This window comes from Bradyrhizobium sp. CSA207 (assembly GCF_029051685.1).
Lineage (GTDB): Bacteria > Pseudomonadota > Alphaproteobacteria > Rhizobiales > Xanthobacteraceae > Bradyrhizobium.
Genome location: NZ_JAACFT010000004.1, coordinates 73,418 through 92,115, shown reverse-complemented (window position 1 = coordinate 92,115; position 18,698 = coordinate 73,418). Strand labels below are relative to the sequence as shown.

The following is an 18,698-nucleotide window of genomic DNA, read 5'->3' as shown; positions in this document are numbered from 1 at the left end:
GGGTATGACTGTGAAGAAGATTGTATTTGTCGTGGGTGCTACGTTTGCTCTGGTGACGGCTGCGAACGCTGCGGATCTGCCGCGCCGGCAGCCCATCTATGCCCAGGAGCAGGCGCCGATCGGCAAGATGCCGATTGGCAAGAGCCCGGTTGGAAAGACCCCGATCGGCAAGGCGCCCGGCCCGGTCGTGTCGCGCTACTGACGCGCAACTTGGCTGCGTGAACGACCGACAGTCGAGGGGCACGACGTAATGACCAAACCTGATCGACCGGGATACTGCCTGCTCGCAGGGTTCGCCCTCGCGACCATGATCGCGTGCACAACGCCATCGGCATCGGCCCACGAAGCAAACAAGCGCATTGCCGAGGCAAATGCGCTTGTCTCGACCGACACCGCCGCATCGCGACCGGCGCCGCAATCGACGCGGCGGCCGGTCGCGCGCGTGGAGAAAGGTCCCTACTACGTCGACTTCCGCGCCCGCACGGCCGCGAGTTGGGGCCATGCCTTCGTCTGGTACGGTAAGACCAGCGAGCGCGCAGTCGAGGTTGCAGGCCTGACGCCGGCTGGCGATACCTGGGCCTACGTGCTCGGTCACCTCACCTGGGTGCCATCGGAGACCGGCGCGAGCTATGGCGATCTCGATCCGGACTATTTGACGGCCAGCTACCGCGTCTACCTGAACGAGGCCGACGCAAAGCGCGTGTTCGCCTACATTAGGAAACTGCAGGCGAGCTCGCCGGTCTGGAACGCCGAGACCACCAACTGCACGGGCTTCATCGGTGACATCGCGGAATTCATGGGATTGAAGGTCCCGTACCGCTGGCAGCGTCCGGAAAACTTCGTCAACAACCTCAAAGAAATGAATGGCGGCCGCCAGATGGTGCGGCTGTCGGCGGAGTAGCAAGCGCCCGTCATTGCGAGCGCAGCGAAGCAATCCAGACTGCATCCGCGGAGGGACGCTGGATTGCTTCGCTGTGCTCGCAATGGCGACGTGGAGACAGTCGTGTCTCCTGCATTCTCGCCATCGTCCTGGCAAAGGCCAGACGGCGGCAATTGCGGAATGCATTGCGCCTTTATTGTCCGTCCTACGGAATCACCCTTCGCGTCCTGCATGATCGCCCCGCCCTCGCTGCAGATCCGGCCCCACGGCGCAGGCGGCCGAATGATCGCTGTTGTGATTTGAACGCGGCGCCTGCCACGCCGAAAGTATGCTCCCTCGCCCCGCTTGCGGGGAGAGGGTTGGGGTGAGGGGAGTCTCCACGAGGACGATGAGAATTGGACTCGCCGAGACTCCCCCTCACCCGCCGCGCGTTCCGCGCGTCGGCCTCTCCCCGCAAGCGGGGAGAGGCGAAGACCGGCATCGCTCTTCATGTACAAACTCAATTGAGTCCGAGGTAACGCATGAAAGCCTACGTCTATGGTCCTGATAGGGCTAAGATTTCCGACGTCGCTCAACCAAAACCTAAAGGCACGCAGGTGCTGGTCCGCGTCCGTGCCTGCGGACTGAACCGCGCCGACACCGGCATGCGCAAGGGCCACGCTCATGGCGTGGCCGGCGGCGCCGGCACCGTCCTCGGCATGGAATGGGCCGGCGAAGTCGCCGAGCTCGGCCCGGATGCGAAGGGCGTGACAGTCGGCGACCGCATCATGGGTTCGGGCGGCGCGGCGTTCGCGGAATATACGCTGGCCGACCACGGCCGGCTGTTCCACGCGCCCTCGAACATGAATTTCGAGGAAGCGGCCACCCTCCCCGTCGCGCTTGCGACCATGCACAACGCCGTCGTCACCGTCGGCGGCGTGCAGCCGGGACAAGCCGTGCTGATCCAGGGCGCAAGCTCCGGCGTCGGCCTGATGGCGATGCAGATCGCCAAGCTGAAAGGTGCAAGGCTCGTGATCGGCTCCTCCACTGACGCCACTCGCCGCGGCCGGCTTGCCGCGTATGGCGCCGATCTCGCAATCGACTCCTCCGATCCAAATTGGGTCGACGAGGTGCTGAAGGCGACGAACGGCGAAGGCGTCGACCTGATCGTCGATCAGGTCTCGGGCAAGGTCGCCAACCAGAACCTCGCCGCCACCAGGGTCAAGGGCCGCATCGTCAATGTCGGCCGGCTCGGCGGCACCCATGCCGACTTCAACTTCGACCTGCACGCCGCGCGCCGCATCGACTATGTCGGCGTCACCTTCCGCACCCGGACCATCGAGGAGGTCCGCGAGATCTTCGACGAGGTCAAGAAGGACATCTGGGGTGCGGTAGAGTCGCGAAAACTGCAACTGCCGATCGACAAGGTGTTCGCGTTCGACGACATCGACGAGGCGTTCGGGCACATGGAAGCGAACAGGCATCTCGGCAAGATCGTCGTGACGCTGTGAAGGGACAACAGCGGGCAAGAGCGACAGCACTGCGCTCTCTCCCCGTCATGGCCGGGCTTGACCCGGCCATCCACGTCTTTACCCCTCGCGCAGAAGAACGTGGATGCCCGGGACAAGCCCGGGCATGACGGGGTTGGTGGATACGCTCCTGCAACTCACTTGCGACTACAGCTGTGGACTGCCGCTTGATGTTCACTGCAGGGCTGCTAAATCCCCGCCATGACCTCCCAGCACAGCAAGACGTCGGTTGCGGCGATCTCGATCTTCGCCAGCGGCGGCATGGCCGCGGCCAAGTTCGCGGTCGGCATCGCGATCGGTTCGCTCGCGCTGATTTCGGAGGCCTTGCACTCCTCGATCGACCTGATCGCGACCATCATCACGTGGGCGGTGGTGCGGGTGTCCGACAAGCCCGCGGACGACGAGCATCATTACGGCCACGGCAAGCTCGAAAGCGTTTCTGCGCTCGGCGTCACCGCCCTGCTCTACGTGCTCGCGGGCGGCATCCTGGTCGAAGCCTATAGCCGCATCCGCGAGGGATCCCCGCCACCGATCATCACGGCGGTGCCGTTCGTCGTGCTCGTGATCGACATCGCCGTGAACCTGTGGCGCGCGCGCGCCCTGCACCGCGCCGCGCGGGAGACCAGGAGCCAGGCGCTGGCGGCGGATGCGCTGCATTTTGCTTCCGATGTGCTCGGCTCGCTTGCCGTGATCGTCGGCCTCGTGCTGGCAGGCCTCGGCTTCTGGTGGGGCGACGCAGCGGCCGCCGCGGCGGTCGCTGTCATGATCGCACTGCTCGGCCTGCGCATGGCGGGCTCGACCGTGCAGACGCTGGTCGACCGCGCGCCGGAAGGTGCACAGGAAAAAGCCCGCGCCGCGATCCGCAGTGTGCCGGGCGTGATCGGCGTCGAACGGCTGCGGGTGCGCATGGTCGGCGCAACCACGTTCATCGACACCATTGCCAAGGTGCCTCGGACCTACCCGATCGACCGCGTCGAAGACATCAAGCGCGACGCGCAAGCGGCCGTCGACAAGGTCTTCGGCGATGCCGACCTCACCTTCACGGCGGCGCCTGTCGCGCGCGACAACGAGACCGTGCGCGACCGGATCATGGTGATCGCGCATAATTCGGGCCTCGCCATCCACCACGTCACGGTGCACGACCTCGGCGCCAAGCTGATCGTCGGCATCGATCTCGAGGTCGATGCCGAGATGCAACTCGACGCCGCCCATGAGATCGCCAACACACTGGAGCGCAACATCCAGGAGGAGTTCGGCGCCGATGTGGAGGTCGACGTTCATATCGAGCCGCTGGAACCGGAACACCCGTTCGGCGTCGATGCAGCACCGGAACGGGTCCAGACCATTGCGGCTGCGCTCACGGAATATGCCGCCCGCGGCGAGATCCACGACATTCATAATGTTCGGGTCCGCAACACCGATGCCGGCGAGATCGTCAACTTCCACTGCCGCGCCGCGCCGTCGATGAGCGTGACCAGGGTGCACGAGCATGTCGATGCGATCGAACGCGCACTGCGACGCGCGTTTCCCAGCGTGAAGCGCGTCATCAGTCATGCCGAACCGCCGCGGGCGTGACGCAGAGCGTGCGAGGAGTCACACGTTCTCGTTTCGGACTCGCGACGCGCGTCATATTGCGGACGAGGGCCGCGCAAATTCTGCGCGGGATAAGAATAAATTCGCATTAACGATTCGTTGACTCTCGACAGCCTGCGAAAACTGGATTCAAATCGCTGTGATTCGGAAGCGACGTGGGGCTGCTTTCCGGACCTAGTCGCAAGCAGGTTTTCAGGGGGCCGAAGGCATGGCGCGTGCAGACGCCGCGAACGCGTGTGTCCAATCCGATTCGATCAAAGGATTGGCGCAATCGATCGCGAAACCTGCCTATCATCGGCTCCTGATCGCAGAGCCGGCGCTGCGCCGCGCCGTGCCGACGCTGATCATTGCCTTCCTCATCACGATCTGCCTCGGCGCCTTCGTCCAGGTCGTCGATCAGACGCGCCAGAAGCGCCTGGTGATCCGGCATGACATCTCGGCGCTGGCCGACCTGCTCGCCGAACGCATCGACCGCCTCACCTCCGCACGGCAGGAGCGGCTGAAGAACATCGAGAGCCTGCCGACGCTGCTGCCCGACCTGATCCCGTCCTGGGGCACGGCTTTGGGCCGCCACGTCATCGTCACCTCGGCCGGCGTCGACCGCCGCATCCTCGCGCGCATCCCCGTCGACGGCGATCCTGCCGGCAACGACCGCCTGCTCGATTCGATCACGACGGCGCAATTGCTGGCGGCGCCGCCGCGCGACACCGACGTCGCCGACATGACACTGCCGAACGGCAACGCCGCGATGGCGACCTCGCGCCCGATCAAGTCGCTGCCAGGCCTCGTCAACGTGATCCAGGAGCGCAACGAGCCGATCTGGGGCTCGGACGCGGCGCTCTCGGTGACGCTGTCGGCGACCACCGGCTTCGTGGTCCTGATCCTCGGCTTCGCCTTCCACTGGCAGTCGACCCGCGCCCGCGAGGGCGACCTGATCAACGACGCCGTGCGCGGCCGGATCGACACCGCGCTCAACCGCGGCCGCTGCGGCCTGTGGGACTGGGATCTGTCGCGCGGCCGAATCTTCTGGTCGCAGTCGATGTTCTCGATGCTCGGCCTCGACGGCCGCAACGAGCTCCTCACCTTCGGCGAGGTCAACGCGCTGGTGAAGTCCGACGATATCGACCTGTTCGCGATAGCCGACCAGCTCATCTCCGAGAAGATCGACCACATCGACCAGACCTTCCGCATGCAGCATGTCGATGGCCACTGGATCTGGCTGCGCGTCCGCTGCGAAAAGACGCGCGGCGCAACCGACTCCAGCGTCCACCTGATCGGCATCGCGGTCGACATCACCGAGCAGAAGAGCCTCGCCGAGAGGACTGTGGAAGCCGACCTGCGGCTGCGCGACGCGATCGAGACCATTCCCGAGGCCTTCGTGCTGTGGGACGCCAGCGACCGCCTCGTGCTCTGCAATTCTCACTTCCAGCGCCTGCACAGGCTGCCCGACAGCGCCGTCATTCCCGGCACGTCCTACGAGACCGTGCTCGAAGTCGGCCGCATGCCGGAGGTCCGCACCCGTCACAACGAGACCGCAAGCCAGAGCCCGGGCGCGCGCACCTTCGAGGCGCAGCTCGACGACGGCAGCTGGCTGCACATCAGCGAGCGCCGCACCAAGGACGGCGGCTACGTCTCGGTCGGCACCGACATCACCCGCATCAAGGAGCACGAGCAGAAGCTCGTCGACAACGATCTGCGCCTGCGTGCCACCGTCATCGACCTGAAGCGCTCTCAGGCGGCGCTCGAACGCCAGGCAGGCGAGCTCGCCGATCTCGCCGAGAAGTATCAGCGCGAGAAAACCCGGGCCGAGGAAGCCAACCAGACCAAGTCGAAATTCCTCGCCAATATGAGCCACGAGCTGCGCACGCCGCTCAACGCGATCATCGGCTTCTCCGAGATCATGGGCTCAGGCATGTTCGGCGATCTCGGCTCGGAGAAGTACCAGGAATATTGCCACGACATCCTGACCAGCGGGCATTACCTGCTTGAGGTCATCAACGACATCCTCGACATGTCCAAGATCGAGGCCGGCCGCATGAAGCTCGACATGGAAGAGCTCGACCTGGCACGGACGCTCGCCGAGTCCCTGCGCGTCGTCTCCGGCCGCGCGCAAGACAAGCACCTGACGCTCGATGCGGACATCGCAAACTCCATCTCCGTCGTCGCGGACCGGCGCGCGACCAAGCAGATCATCGTCAACCTGCTCTCGAATGCGGTGAAGTTCACGCCGGACGGCGGCCGCATCGTGGTGCGTAGCCGGCAGCTCGACGACAGGATCGTGCTGATGATCGCCGATACCGGCATCGGCATTGCGCCGCATTCGCTGGCGCGGCTGGGGCGCCCGTTCGAGCAGGTCGAGAGCCAGCTCACGAAGACTTATCACGGCTCGGGACTGGGGCTTGCGATCGCCCGCTCGCTGGCACAGCTCCATGGCGGTTCGATGCGGTTGCGCTCCAAGCTCAAGGTCGGCACCGTCGTGCGCGTGACGCTGCCGCGCGACGCCAAGAAGGTGGCAATCGGGGTTTCCGCCGCGGCGTGAAGCCGTGCTAGAGCTGCAGCGTAGGCGCCACCTCGCGCGCGACATTGACCAGCGCGGCGATCAGCGGCGTCATCGGATCGCGCTGCGGGATCACCATGCCGATGCTGTAATTGACCTCGGGATCGATGATCGGAATCGAGCGCACGGTATCGGAAAGGCCGAGCGTCTCGGCCAGCTTCGCCGGCATCACGCTCGCCCAGCGCCCCGTCTTCACATGCGTGAACAGCACGAGCAGCGAGTTCGAGGTCAGCGTCGGTGTCGCCTCCGCGCCGACCGAGCGCAGCGCGCGATCGATGATGCGGCGGTTCTGCATGTCGGGCGTCAGGAGGCATAGCGGCACCTGCCCGACCTCCTTCCACGTCACGGTCTCGCGGTCGCCAAACATCGCGTCCGGCGCGGTCAGAAGACGATAGCTCTCGTTGTAGAGCGGGATGGTGCGGACCTTGCCGATCGGCTCGTTCTCGATATAGGTCAGCCCCGCGTCGACCTCGAGATTTTCGAGCAATCCCAGCACCTCGGACGAGGTGGTGGACTGGATGCGGAAGCGCACGTCGGGATGCCTGGCGCGGAACGGCGTCGTCAGCGCGGCGACCATACCGAGCACGGTCGGGATCGCGGCGATGCGGATCTCGCCGGAGAGCTTGTCCTTCAGCGAATTGATCTCCTGGCGCATGGCGCGGGCATCGCCCACGATCCGCCGCGCCCAATCCAGCGCCCGCTCGCCCTCGGGGGTAAAGCCCTGGAAGCGCGATCCGCGCTGGACCAGCATCACGCCGAGAATCTCCTCGAGCTGCTTCAGCCCGGTCGACATGGTCGGTTGCGTCACGCCGCACACCTCGGCGGCCCGGCCGAAATGCCGCTCCTTCGCCAGCGCCAGCAACAGTTCAAGCTTGTCGAGCAACCGTACGTCCCCTCGGATTCTGCCGTGGCATGCAAGCTAGCACGGCCTCCCCCTCTCAACACGCAAAAACCGCCGGACCGAACGGCGCCAATCGCATTTTCGTATCGACCGATTGCGCTGGGAAATCGATCTGAATTCGCAATCGCAGCATGAGACAGCTTTATTGATCTTCGAACGATTCCAAATACTCATAGGGGTCAGTCACTCCGGCCGAGAATGAAGAATGACAGCGGTTTACGAAGCTCATCACGAACTTTGGGACGAAACGCGCGGCGCCGAGATCATCGCCGAACATGCCAGCCAGGAAGGCGCGACGCTGGTCGTCCTGCACGCGCTCCAGGAGGCCTTCGGCTACGTGCCGGAGGCAGCCATTCCCATGGTGGCGCGGGCGCTCAATCTGTCGCGCGCCGAGGTCCACGGTGTGTTCACGTTCTACCATGATTTCCGCCACAAGCCGGCCGGCCGCCATGTGCTGAAACTCTGCCGCGCGGAAGCCTGCCAGGCTGCGGGCGGCGAAGCGCTGGCTGCACGCGCCGAGGCCAGGCTTGGCGTGTCGCTCGGCAACACGACGGCCGATGATCGCGTTACGCTGGAGCCGATCTACTGCCTCGGCCTCTGTGCGACTGCGCCGTCGGCGATGCTCGACGGGCGCCTCGTCGGCCGGCTCGACGAGAAACGTCTCGATGCGCTGGTGGCGGAGGCGCAACGATGAGCATGCGTCTGTTCGTCTCGCGCGATGCGGGTGCGGTTGCTGTCGGCGCCGACGAGGTTGCGCTGGCGCTGCAACAGGCTGCGGCCGTGCGTGGCGTTGCCGTCGAGATCGTCAGGACCGGCTCTCGCGGCTTGTACTGGCTGGAACCGCTGGTCGAGGTCGCGACGCCGCACGGCCGGATCGCGTTCGGCCCGGTCAGCGAGAACGATGTGCCTTCGCTGCTCGATGCGCTCGCCGGCAACACCCCGCATCTGCTGCGGTTAGGGGCCACCGACGAGATCCCCTGGCTGAAGCGCCAGACCCGCCTCACCTTCGCGCGCTGCGGCGTGACCGATCCGCGCTCGCTTGGGGATTACCGCGCTCATGGCGGCTACAAGGGCCTGGAGCGCGCCCTGTCGCTCGGCTCCGATGCGACACTTGCCGAGGTCACCGCGTCCGGATTGCGCGGCCGCGGTGGCGCGGGGTTCCCGACCGGCATCAAGTGGAAGACGGTCGCGCAAGCGAAGAGCGATCGCAAGTTCATCGTCTGCAACGCCGATGAAGGCGACAGCGGCACCTTTGCCGACCGCATGATCATGGAAGGCGATCCCTTCCTCGTCATCGAGGGCATGACGACCGCCGCGATCACCGTCGGCGCGACCAAGGGCTATATCTACATCCGCAGCGAATATCCGCATGCGGTCGAAGCGATGAACGCGGCGATCACTGCGGCAAAGCGCGGCGGCTATCTCGGTGACAAGATCGACGGCTCCATGCATAGCTTCGATCTCGAAGTGCGGGTCGGCGCCGGCGCCTACGTCTGCGGCGAAGAGACCTCGCTGCTGGAAAGCCTCGAGGGCCGCCGCGGCCTCGTGCGCGCAAAGCCGCCGCTGCCGGCGCATCGCGGCCTGTTCGGCAAGCCCACGGTGATCAACAACGTGCTGTCGTTCGCAGCAATCCCCTTCATTCTCGCCGAAGGTGCCAAGGCCTATGCCGATTTCGGCATGGGCCGCTCGCGCGGCACGATGCCGATCCAGCTTGCCGGCAACGTCCGCCATGGCGGGCTGTTCGAGACCGCGTTCGGCGTGACGCTGGGCGAGCTTGTCGACGACATCGGCGGCGGCACCGCCACTGGCCGTCCGGTCCGCGCGGTGCAGGTCGGCGGACCGCTCGGCGCCTATTTCCCCCGCGGCCTGTTCGACACACCGTTCGACTACGAGGCCTTCGCTGCGCGCGACGGCCTGATCGGCCATGGCGGCATCGTCGTGTTCGACGACAGCGTCGACATGCGCAGGCAGGCGCGCTTCGCAATGGAATTTTGCGCCGTCGAATCCTGCGGCAAATGCACGCCCTGCCGGATCGGCTCGACCCGCGGCGTCGAGACCATCGAGAAGATCATGCGCGGCGAGCGCGTGAGCGAAAACCTCGCGATCGTTGAAGACCTCTGCAACACCATGAAATTCGGATCGCTCTGCGCGCTCGGCGGCTTCACGCCCTACCCGGTGCTCAGCGCACTGAAGCACTTCCGGGAGGATTTCGTCCCGGCCCCGACCACGCTTCAGGCCGCGGAATAGGAGAACGACGATGTCTCTGATCGAAGAAATCGACTTCGGCACGCCGCGTTCGAAATCGGCAACGATGGTCACGCTGACCATCGACGGCAAAGAGGTCACGGTGCCCGAAGGCACCTCGATCATGCGTGCCGCGATGGATGCAGGCCATCAGATCCCCAAGCTCTGCGCGACTGACATGGTGGATGCGTTCGGCTCCTGCCGCCTCTGCCTCGTCGAGATCGAGGGCCGTGCCGGCACGCCAGCCTCCTGCACTACACCCGTGATGTCCGGCCTCGTCGTGCACACCCAGACGGAGCGGCTGAAGACGCTGCGCAAGGGCGTGATGGAGCTCTACATCTCGGACCATCCGCTCGACTGCCTCACCTGCGGCGCCAACGGCGATTGCGAATTGCAGGACATGGCCGGCGCCGTCGGCCTGCGCGACGTGCGCTACGGCTATGAAGGCGAGAACCATGTCTTCGCAAAATCCAATGGCGAAGCGAACGACGCCTGGATGCCGAAGGACGAGTCCAATCCCTATTTCACCTACGATCCCTCCAAGTGCATCGTCTGTTCGCGTTGCGTCCGCGCCTGCGAGGAGGTGCAAGGCACCTTTGCGCTCACCATCTCCGGGCGCGGCTTCGACAGCCGCGTCTCGCCTGGCATGAGCGAGAGCTTCCTCGGCTCCGAATGCGTCTCCTGCGGCGCCTGCGTGCAGGCCTGCCCGACTGCGACGCTGACGGAAAAATCCGTGATCGAGATCGGCCAGCCCGAGCACTCCGTGGTCACCACCTGCGCCTATTGCGGCGTCGGCTGCGCCTTCAAGGCCGAGATGCGCGGCGAGGAAGTCGTCCGTATGGTGCCCTACAAGGACGGCAAGGCCAATCGCGGCCATTCCTGCGTCAAGGGCCGTTTCGCCTGGGGCTACACCAACCACAAGGAACGAATCCTCCGGCCGATGATCCGCGAAAGGATCGAGGATCCCTGGCGCGAGGTGTCGTGGGATGAAGCGTTCTCGTTTGCCGCCACGAAGATGCGCGGCATCCAGAAAAAATACGGCCGCGACGCCATCGGCGGCATCACCTCGTCGCGCTGCACCAACGAAGAAACCTATCTGGTGCAGAAGCTGATCCGCGCCGGCTTCGGCAACAACAATGTCGACACCTGCGCACGCGTCTGCCATTCGCCGACCGGCTATGGCCTGTCGCAGACCTTCGGCACGTCGGCCGGCACGCAGGACTTCGACTCGGTGGAGAATACCGACGTCGCCATGATCATCGGCGCAAATCCGGCCTCGGCTCATCCGGTCTTCGCATCGCGCCTGAAGAAGCGGCTGCGTCAGGGCGCAAAGCTGATCGTGATCGATCCGCGCCGCACCGAGATGGTGGAATCGCCTCACGTCAAGGCGCTGCATCTGCCGCTGATGCCCGGCACCAACGTCGCCGTCGTGACGGCGCTGGCCCATGTCATCGTGACCGAGGGCCTCGTCAACGAAGCCTTCGTGCGCGAGCGCTGCGACTGGAGCGAGTTCGAGGAATGGGCCGCATTCGTCGCCCAGCCGAGGAACAGCCCGGAGGCGACCGCGATCCTGACCGGCGTCGATCCGAAGGACCTGCGCGAAGCCGCACGGATCTACGCCACCGGCGGCAACGGCGCGATCTATTACGGCCTCGGCGTCACCGAGCACAGCCAGGGTTCGACCACCGTGATCGCGATCGCCAACCTCGCGATGGCGACCGGCAATATCGGCCGCCCCGGCGTCGGCGTGAACCCGCTGCGCGGCCAGAACAACGTGCAGGGCTCCTGTGACATGGGCTCGTTCCCGCACGAACTGCCCGGCTACCGCCATATCTCAGGCGATGCCGTGCGCGACCAGTTCGAGGCGCTGTGGAACGTCAAGCTCAACCCCGAGCCGGGCCTGCGCATTCCCAACATGTTCGATGCCGCGATCGAAGGCACGTTCATGGGCATCTATGTCCAGGGCGAGGACATCCTGCAATCCGACCCGAACACCAAGCATGTGGTCGCGGCGCTGTCGGCGATGGAATGCGTCATCGTTCACGACCTCTTCCTGAACGAAACCGCGAACTACGCCCACGTCTTCCTGCCCGGCTCGAGCTTCCTCGAGAAGGACGGCACCTTCACCAATGCCGAGCGCCGCATCCAGCGCGTGCGCAAGGTGATGACGCCGAAGAACGGGCTCGCCGACTGGGAGGTCACGATCGGCCTTGCCAAGGCCATGGGCTTCGACATGCACTACAGTCACCCGTCCGAGATCATGGACGAGATCGCGGCGCTGACGCCGACCTTCGCCGGCGTCTCCTACGCCAGGCTGGACGAGCTCGGCTCGGTGCAGTGGCCCTGCAACGAGAAAGCGCCGGAGGGCACGCCGGTGATGCACATCGACGGCTTCGTCCGCGGCAAGGGCAAGTTTGTCGTCACTGAATATGTTGCCACCGACGAACGCACCGGCCCCCGCTTTCCGCTGCTGCTCACCACCGGCCGTATCCTCAGCCAGTACAATGTCGGCGCGCAGACGCGCCGCACCGAGAACGTGGTCTGGCATGCCGAGGACCGGCTGGAGATCCATCCCCACGACGCCGAGCAGCGCGGCGTGCGTGACGGCGACTGGGTGCGGCTGCAGAGCCGCGCCGGCGAGACCACGCTGCGCGCGGAGATTACCGACCGCGTCGCGCCGGGCGTGGTCTACACCACCTTCCACCACCCGGACACGCAGGCGAACGTGATTACGACCGACTTTTCGGACTGGGCGACCAACTGTCCCGAATACAAGGTCACGGCGGTGCAGATCTCGCCGTCCAACGGCCCGTCCGACTGGCAGAAGAGCTATGATGCGCAGGCGCGGCACTCCCGCCGCATCGCGCCGGCCGAAGCCGCGGAGTAGCGGCATGCACGTGCCGGTCCAGGCCATCGACCGCGAGATATGGCGCAACGGTGCTGCGTCCGAAGGGGCACGGCTGGTCCCCGAGGAGACGCCGCTGGCGCTGACCTATAATGGCGGCACCTATGCCGTCATGATGGGTACGCCGCAGAACCTGGAAGATTTTGCCGTCGGCTTCAGCCTGGACGAAGGTATCGTCAAATCCGTCGATGAGATCCGGTCGCTCGAGGTGGTCCGTCTCGACGAGGGGATCGAACTGCGCATGTGGCTGACATCAGAGAACGCCGGGCGGATCAGCGAGCGCCGGCGCCACATCGCAGGCCCGACCGGCTGCGGAATCTGCGGCATCGATTCGATTGCTGAAGCCGTGCGGCCGGCAGCCGTGGTGCCGCAGGGGCAGACCTTCACCCCGGAGCAGATCATGGCGGCGATGCAGGCCATCGCGCCGCTACAGTCGATCAATCTGCAAACCCGCGCCGTCCATGCCGCGGCGTTCTGGTCGCCGCCGCGCGGCATCGTGGCGCTGCGCGAGGACGTCGGCCGCCATAACGCACTCGACAAGCTCGCCGGTTCGCTGGCGCGCAGCCGGACGGATGCGAGCGGCGGCCTGGTGCTGTTGACGAGCCGCGTCTCGGTGGAAATGGTGCAGAAGACCGCCGCAATCGGTGCGCCGGTGATGGTCGCAGTCTCCGCGCCCACTGCGCTTGCGGTGCGCGCCGCGGAAGCAGCCGGCATCACGCTGATTGCGATTGCCCGGCAGGACGGGTTCGAAGTGTTTACGCATGGCAGCCGGGTCGTGGCCCGCCATGCCACGGAGGTTGCGGATGTCGCCTGATCGCCTGATCTACATGGCCAACCAGATTGGCACCTTCTTCCGCAGCCAGGGCCACGACAAGGCCGTGCCGGGGATCACCGAGCACATCAAGAAGTTCTGGGATCCAAGGATGAAGCGCGCGATCTTCGCCCATCTCGATGCCGGCGGTGCGGGCCTGGAGCCGAATGTCCGCGAAGCCCTTACCTCGCTGAAGCAGAGCCTTCCAGCAACGCCCTGAACACGCGCCGTACCTCGGCCTGCGTTTCCTTCACGCGCGCCTCGAGCGATGAGAAATCCGGCGCATCGCCGGCCCGCGCCATCATCCGCTGAAGGTCGGTGCCCGCCGTTTCCGGCCTGAAGCGATCGCTGACGCAAAGCCGCAGGATCTGCGTGAGGTCGTAATAGAGCCGCGTTGCTGCACGCAGGATTTCGGCCTCGGATTGCGGGAGCACACCCAGCCTGGCGGCATTCTCCAGCACCTGCATCGTGCCGACATCGAGGATTTCCGGCTTTGCGTGAGCATGGACGAGCTGGAGATATTGCGCGATGAAGTCGATGTCGATCATGCCGCCGGCGGCATATTTCAGATCCCAGCAATCCGTCTCGCCCTTCTCCTGCGCGATCGCATGCCGCATGTCGGCGACGTCGGTTGCGATGATCACCGGGTCGCGGCGACGGGTCAGGACATCGCGGATCACGGCCGCAATCCGTTCGCGAAACTCGGGCGAGGCCGACACCACGCGCGCGCGCGTCAGCGCCATGTGCTCCCAGGTCCAGGCCTCGTTGGCCTGGTAGTCCGCGAAGGAGACGAGGCTTGACGCCACCGGACCGGCGCGCCCGGAGGGACGCAGCCGCATGTCGATCTCATAGAGCACGCCGTAATTGGTTCGCGTGGTGAAGGCGCTGATCAGGCGCTGGGTGAAGCGGGCAAAATAATGCGCGCCCTGCAGCGATTTCGGCCCATCGGAGTCTGGTGCCTCGCTGTCGAAATCATAGAGCAGGATCAGGTCGAGATCGGAGGACGCGGTCATTTCGCGGCTGCCGAGCCGGCCCATGGCGATGATCGCGGTTTCCTGCCCCTGGATGCGGCCGTGCTGGGCGGCGAAACGGTCGGCGACGAGGTCATGCACGGTATGGACGATGCCTTCGGCGACGTCGGCGAACGCGGTGCTCGCCTGTTGCGCCGAGACGGTGCCGGAGAGAATGCGCGTGCCGATCAGGAACAGGCTCTCCTGTCCGAACAGGCGCAGGCGATCCAGAAACTCCTCGTAGGAACTCGCGTCCTGCACCGTGGCCGCGAGCCGCGCCGACAATTCCTGTCGGTCCGGCATCGCGCCGAAGAAGCGCGGATCGATCAGACCGTCCATGAGCTGCGGCTTACGCGCCAGCATCTCGCCGAGCCGCGGTGCCGCACCGAGCACCAGCGCCACCAGCGCGACGAGATCGCGGTTCTGGCCGAGCAGCGTGATCAGCCGCCCGCCGCGCTGCAGCGCCTGAAGAAAATGATCAAACGCGACCACCGCGCGGTCCGGCTCCTCGGCATGCGCGAGACCGTCGATCAGGGCCGGCACGAACTCGACGAAGGCGCTTCGCGTCGCCTCAACGCGGAACACGCGATAGTCGCCGTCGATCCAGTCGCGCATGGTCCGCGCGACGGCAGCGGGCTTCTTGAAGCCGAGCGACGCCAGATGCTGGAGCAGGCGCGGCTCCTCGGGACCGGCGCGGTAGTCGATCGCCGGCAATCTCGCCGTGCCGGTCGGATCGTCGCCCTCGAACAGTTTTTCGTAGTGCCCCTGGACGACTTCGAGCTGGCTCAGCAGATCGCGCGCAAAAGCCTCGCGATCCGGGTAGCCGAAGAACCAGGCAAAGCGCTCGACCGCCTTCTTGTCGTCGGGCAAGGCATGGGTCTGCTCGTCGGCGATCATCTGGAGGCGGTGCTCGACCCGGCGCAGAAACGCGTATGCCATGGCCAACTCGTCGCGCGCCGTGAAAGTGATCCAGTTGCTGGCGGCGAGCACGTCGAGCGCGGCGAGCGTCGGCCGCACCCGCAACTTCGGATGGCGGCCGCCGGCGATCAACTGCTGCGTCTGCGCAAAAAATTCGATCTCGCGGATGCCGCCGCGCCCGACCTTGACGTTATGGCCTTCGACCGCGATTTCACTCTGCCCGCGATAGGTCTGCATCTGCCGCTTCATATCGTGGACGTCGGCAAGCGCGGCGAAGTCGAGATGCTTGCGCCAGACGAAGGGAGCGATCTCGGCGAGCAGTGTGTCGCCAGCCTTAAGATCGCCGGCGCAAGCACGCGCCTTGATCATCGCGGCGCGCTCCCAGGTGCGCCCTTCCCGCTCATAGTAATTGAGCGCGGCGTGCCGGGAGATCGCCACCTGCGTCGAGGACGGATCGGGACGCAGGCGCAGATCGACGCGGAAGACGTAGCCGTCATAGGTGCGCTGCTGGAGAATGCGCGCCATGGCTTGCGTCAGGCGGACGAAGAACGGCTGCGGCTCGATATCGGGCGCCAGCGTCGTGTTGTCGGGATCGAAGAACACGATGAGGTCGATGTCGCTGGAATAATTCAGCTCGCCCGCACCCATCTTGCCCATCGCGAGCACGATCAGGCCGCAGCCCTCTTCCGGCGCCTCGGGATCGGGTGGCGAGAGCTTTCCACGAGCGGATTCCTGCCGCAGCAGGTATTGGAGCGCCGCCTGCACGCTGGACACGGCAACATCGGTCAGGGCCGCTGTCACGCGCATCACCGGCCAGACCCCGCCGATATCGCACAACGCGGTCAGAAGCGCCGCCTCCGCCTTCATGCGGCGAAGCAGCCGCATCACTTCGGCCTCATCGGGTGCAGCGAGCACCGCGCTTCTCGCCTCTGCAATCAACGCCTTGAGATGCGTATCCGGATCGCATTGCAGAAGCCGGATCAGGCGCGGCGGATCGGCGCGCATCAACTCGAACAGATAAGGCGAGAATTCCGCGATGCCGGCCAGAATATCCCGCGCCAGGGGATGGACCAGAAATGCTTCAAGACGGACGGACTGTGCCGGCTCGAGCCCGGCCAGCCAATTTCCAAAACGTCGTTCGTCAATTGCGGAAGCGGCAATATGGGGAGCCTCCGCGAAACGCGCGGCCAGGCCCTCGCCATGCTTGTCCGCGTTTCCCGGCGCGGAGTGGTTCATGCCACCTTCTGTGGCACATCCTGCATCGGAGGAGCAACCCTGTCGCCTGCGCGCGCCGGCAGTACCAGCGTGGCGACGAGACCGGGCTGCGCATCGCCCAGCCGCAATTCGCCGCCATGCAATGTCGCGACCGCCGAGGCGAGGCTGAGACCGAGCCCGGAGCCCGGCAGCGTGCGGCTGGCCTCCAACCGCACGAATCGCTCGACGACATGCTTGCGGTCGGCCTCGGGGATGCCGAGGCCACGATCGGTGACGCTGAGCAGCACCTGATCGCCCTCGCGCTTCGCCTCGATCGTGATCTGCCGGCTGTCCAGGCTCACTACGGTTCCCGCCGCCTGAGCCGCCGGCTTGCCGTATTTTATCGCATTCTCGACCAGATTGGCGAGCGCCTGGCTGATCAGCTCGCGGTTAGCGTGAACCGGCGTCGGTTCGCACCTGACATTCAAGGTCATGCCATCGTCTTCGGCAAGCGGCTCATAGAGCTCGTGGATGCCATTGGCGACCTCGGCGGCGTCGAAATCATCCATGTTGCCGCGCGCCTGCCCGGATTCCGCACGCGCGATCATCAGCAGTGCGTTGAAGGTGCGGATCAGGCCATCGGATTCCTCAATGGTCCGTTCCAGCGCGGCGCGATAATCGGCCTCGCCGCCCGATTTCGCCAGTGCCTCCTCGGCGCGGTTGCGAAGTCGCGTCAGCGGCGTCTTGAGGTCGTGGGCGATGTTGTCGGAGACCTCCTTCAGCCCCGCCATCAGCGCCTCGATACGCTCCAGCATGGCATTGAGGTTTTGGGCGAGGCGGTCGAGCTCGTCGCCGCTGCGCCCCACGGGCAGGCGCTCGCTGAGATCGCCCGTCATGATGCGATGCGCCGTGCCGGACATCGCGTCGATGCGCGTCAGCACCCTGCGCGCGACGAAGACGCCGCCGCCGAGACCGAGCACTACGACGATCAGGATCGACCATTGCGCGGCCTTCGCCACGATACCGAACAGCCGTCGCCGCTCGTCGAGATCGCGGCCGATCAAGAGCCGGAAACCGTTCGACATCTCGGTGACGCGCACCAGCGCGCGATGATCGCGCTCGTCCGCATCCTCGATTCGCCGATAGGCCGTCTCCGACCAGCCCGCCGTCGCCATGACGCCGGGCGCCAGCGCGCCGACATTGCCGGCGACCGCCTGCCCCGTCGGCGTGGTCACGAGATAGAGGTTCGCGCCCGGCCGCAGCGCCCGATATTCGATCGCGCGCGAAAGACCGAGCAGGCCGCGGCGGCCGTAGATCTCGTTGATCTCCGAGGTCTCGGCATTCACCGTCTGCGTAATCTCTTCGGTGATCAGCCGCCGCGTATTCCAGGCGAAATAGCCCAGCAGCGAGGCCGCGAAAATCGCAAACAGAAACAGGTAGACCAGCGTCAGCCGGAACGCCGTGGTGCGGACGAGTTTACCGAATGCCGTCACGGATCATGTACCCGGCGCCGCGGATCGTGTGCAGCAGCGGCCGCTCGAAACCCTTGTCGATCTTGGAGCGCAGCCGCGAAATGTGCACGTCGATCACGTTGGTCTGCGGATCGAAATGATAGTCCCAGACGTTCTCCAGGAGCATGGTACGGGTCACCACCTGGCCGGCATGCTTCATGAGGTATTCGAGCAGGCGGAATTCGCGCGGCTGAAGCGTCAGCTCATCCTTGCCGCGGGCGACGCGATGGGAGAGCCGGTCGAGCTCGAGATCGCCGACCCGGTAGAGCGTGTCCTCGGCTGGGCCGCCGCGGCGGCGTGACAGCACCTCGACGCGGGCCAGCAGCTCGGCGAAGGAATATGGTTTTGGCAGATAGTCGTCGCCGCCGGCACGCAGGCCCTTGATACGGTCGTCGACCTGCCCGAGCGCGGAGAGAATCAGCACCGGCGTCGATTCGCCCTTGTCGCGAAGCGCGCCGATCAGCGACAGGCCGTCGCGTTTGGGCAGCATGCGGTCCACCACCAGCACGTCGTAATCGCCGCTCTCGGCCATAGCGAGGCCTTCCTCGCCGTCGCCGGCGTGGTCGGCAATGTGGCCGACCTCGCGAAACGCCTTCACGAGGTAGTCGGCGGATTCGCGGTCGTCTTCGATGATGAGGAGGCGCATTGTGCGGTCGGCGGCGGTCA

At 65.6% G+C, this 18,698-nt stretch carries 14 protein-coding genes; 10 read left to right on the top strand and 4 right to left on the bottom strand.

Going from position 1 to position 18,698, the window contains the following annotated elements; genetic code table 11:
• The first annotated feature begins 4 nt into the window (after positions 1-4).
• The 5 genes from GWG65_RS05380 (at position 5) to GWG65_RS05360 (ending at position 6,520) form a co-directional block, all read left to right on the top strand.
• Positions 5-202: a hypothetical protein gene (locus GWG65_RS05380; protein WP_275194369.1), complete on the top strand. Its 198-nt coding sequence runs from the start codon at positions 5-7 to the stop codon at positions 200-202.
• Between the two features lie 48 nt (positions 203-250).
• The gene (locus GWG65_RS05375) at positions 251-901 is read left to right on the top strand and encodes a hypothetical protein (protein WP_275194368.1); all 651 of its coding nucleotides are present in this window, start codon (positions 251-253) and stop codon (positions 899-901) included.
• 500 nt (positions 902-1,401) lie between these two features.
• Positions 1,402-2,370: a zinc-binding dehydrogenase gene (locus tag GWG65_RS05370; RefSeq protein WP_275194367.1), complete on the top strand. Its 969-nt coding sequence runs from the start codon at positions 1,402-1,404 to the stop codon at positions 2,368-2,370.
• A 219-nt stretch (positions 2,371-2,589) separates the two neighbouring features.
• Positions 2,590-3,963 (top strand): cation-efflux pump, encoded by a 1,374-nt coding sequence (locus tag GWG65_RS05365; protein WP_275194366.1) that lies wholly within the window; start codon positions 2,590-2,592, stop codon positions 3,961-3,963.
• Positions 3,964-4,189: 226 nt separating this feature from the next.
• Positions 4,190-6,520 (top strand): ATP-binding protein, encoded by a 2,331-nt coding sequence (locus GWG65_RS05360; RefSeq protein ID WP_275194365.1) that lies wholly within the window; start codon positions 4,190-4,192, stop codon positions 6,518-6,520.
• A 7-nt stretch (positions 6,521-6,527) separates the two neighbouring features.
• On the opposite strand, the gene GWG65_RS05355 is transcribed toward GWG65_RS05360, so the two are convergent.
• A complete protein-coding gene (locus GWG65_RS05355) occupies positions 6,528-7,421 on the bottom strand; it encodes a LysR family transcriptional regulator (RefSeq protein WP_275194364.1) in 894 nt (297 codons plus the stop codon).
• Between the two features lie 223 nt (positions 7,422-7,644).
• On the opposite strand from GWG65_RS05355, the gene GWG65_RS05350 reads away from it, so the two are divergent.
• The 5 genes from GWG65_RS05350 to GWG65_RS05330 are packed head-to-tail and all read left to right on the top strand — an operon-like array spanning position 7,645 to position 13,619.
• Positions 7,645-8,133 (top strand): formate dehydrogenase subunit gamma, encoded by a 489-nt coding sequence (locus GWG65_RS05350; RefSeq protein ID WP_275194363.1) that lies wholly within the window; start codon positions 7,645-7,647, stop codon positions 8,131-8,133.
• Entirely contained in the window at positions 8,130-9,686 is a 1,557-nt protein-coding gene (locus tag GWG65_RS05345; protein ID WP_275194362.1) for an NADH-quinone oxidoreductase subunit NuoF, read from the top strand. Before GWG65_RS05350 ends, GWG65_RS05345 begins: the two co-directional genes overlap by 4 nt.
• Before the next feature lie 10 nt (positions 9,687-9,696).
• A complete protein-coding gene (gene fdhF, locus GWG65_RS05340; RefSeq protein WP_275194361.1) occupies positions 9,697-12,570 on the top strand; it encodes a formate dehydrogenase subunit alpha in 2,874 nt (957 codons plus the stop codon).
• A gap of 4 nt (positions 12,571-12,574) precedes the next feature.
• Positions 12,575-13,402: a formate dehydrogenase accessory sulfurtransferase FdhD gene (gene fdhD, locus GWG65_RS05335; protein WP_275194360.1), complete on the top strand. Its 828-nt coding sequence runs from the start codon at positions 12,575-12,577 to the stop codon at positions 13,400-13,402.
• A complete protein-coding gene (locus GWG65_RS05330) occupies positions 13,392-13,619 on the top strand; it encodes a formate dehydrogenase subunit delta (RefSeq protein WP_275194359.1) in 228 nt (75 codons plus the stop codon). Before fdhD ends, GWG65_RS05330 begins: the two co-directional genes overlap by 11 nt.
• On the opposite strand, the gene GWG65_RS05325 is transcribed toward GWG65_RS05330, so the two are convergent.
• The 3 genes from GWG65_RS05325 to GWG65_RS05315 are packed head-to-tail and all read right to left on the bottom strand — an operon-like array spanning position 13,582 to position 18,678.
• On the bottom strand, positions 13,582-16,563 hold the full coding sequence (locus GWG65_RS05325; protein ID WP_275194358.1) for a bifunctional [glutamine synthetase] adenylyltransferase/[glutamine synthetase]-adenylyl-L-tyrosine phosphorylase: 2,982 nt from the start codon (positions 16,561-16,563) through the stop codon (positions 13,582-13,584). The two genes, GWG65_RS05330 and GWG65_RS05325, sit on opposite strands and share 38 nt — an antisense overlap.
• Positions 16,560-18,014: an ATP-binding protein gene (locus GWG65_RS05320; RefSeq protein WP_275194357.1), complete on the bottom strand. Its 1,455-nt coding sequence runs from the start codon at positions 18,012-18,014 to the stop codon at positions 16,560-16,562. The genes GWG65_RS05325 and GWG65_RS05320 overlap by 4 nt, the downstream gene beginning before the upstream one ends.
• A complete protein-coding gene (locus GWG65_RS05315; protein WP_275194356.1) occupies positions 17,998-18,678 on the bottom strand; it encodes a response regulator transcription factor in 681 nt (226 codons plus the stop codon). Before GWG65_RS05315 ends, GWG65_RS05320 begins: the two co-directional genes overlap by 17 nt.
• Positions 18,679-18,698 lie beyond the last annotated feature (20 nt).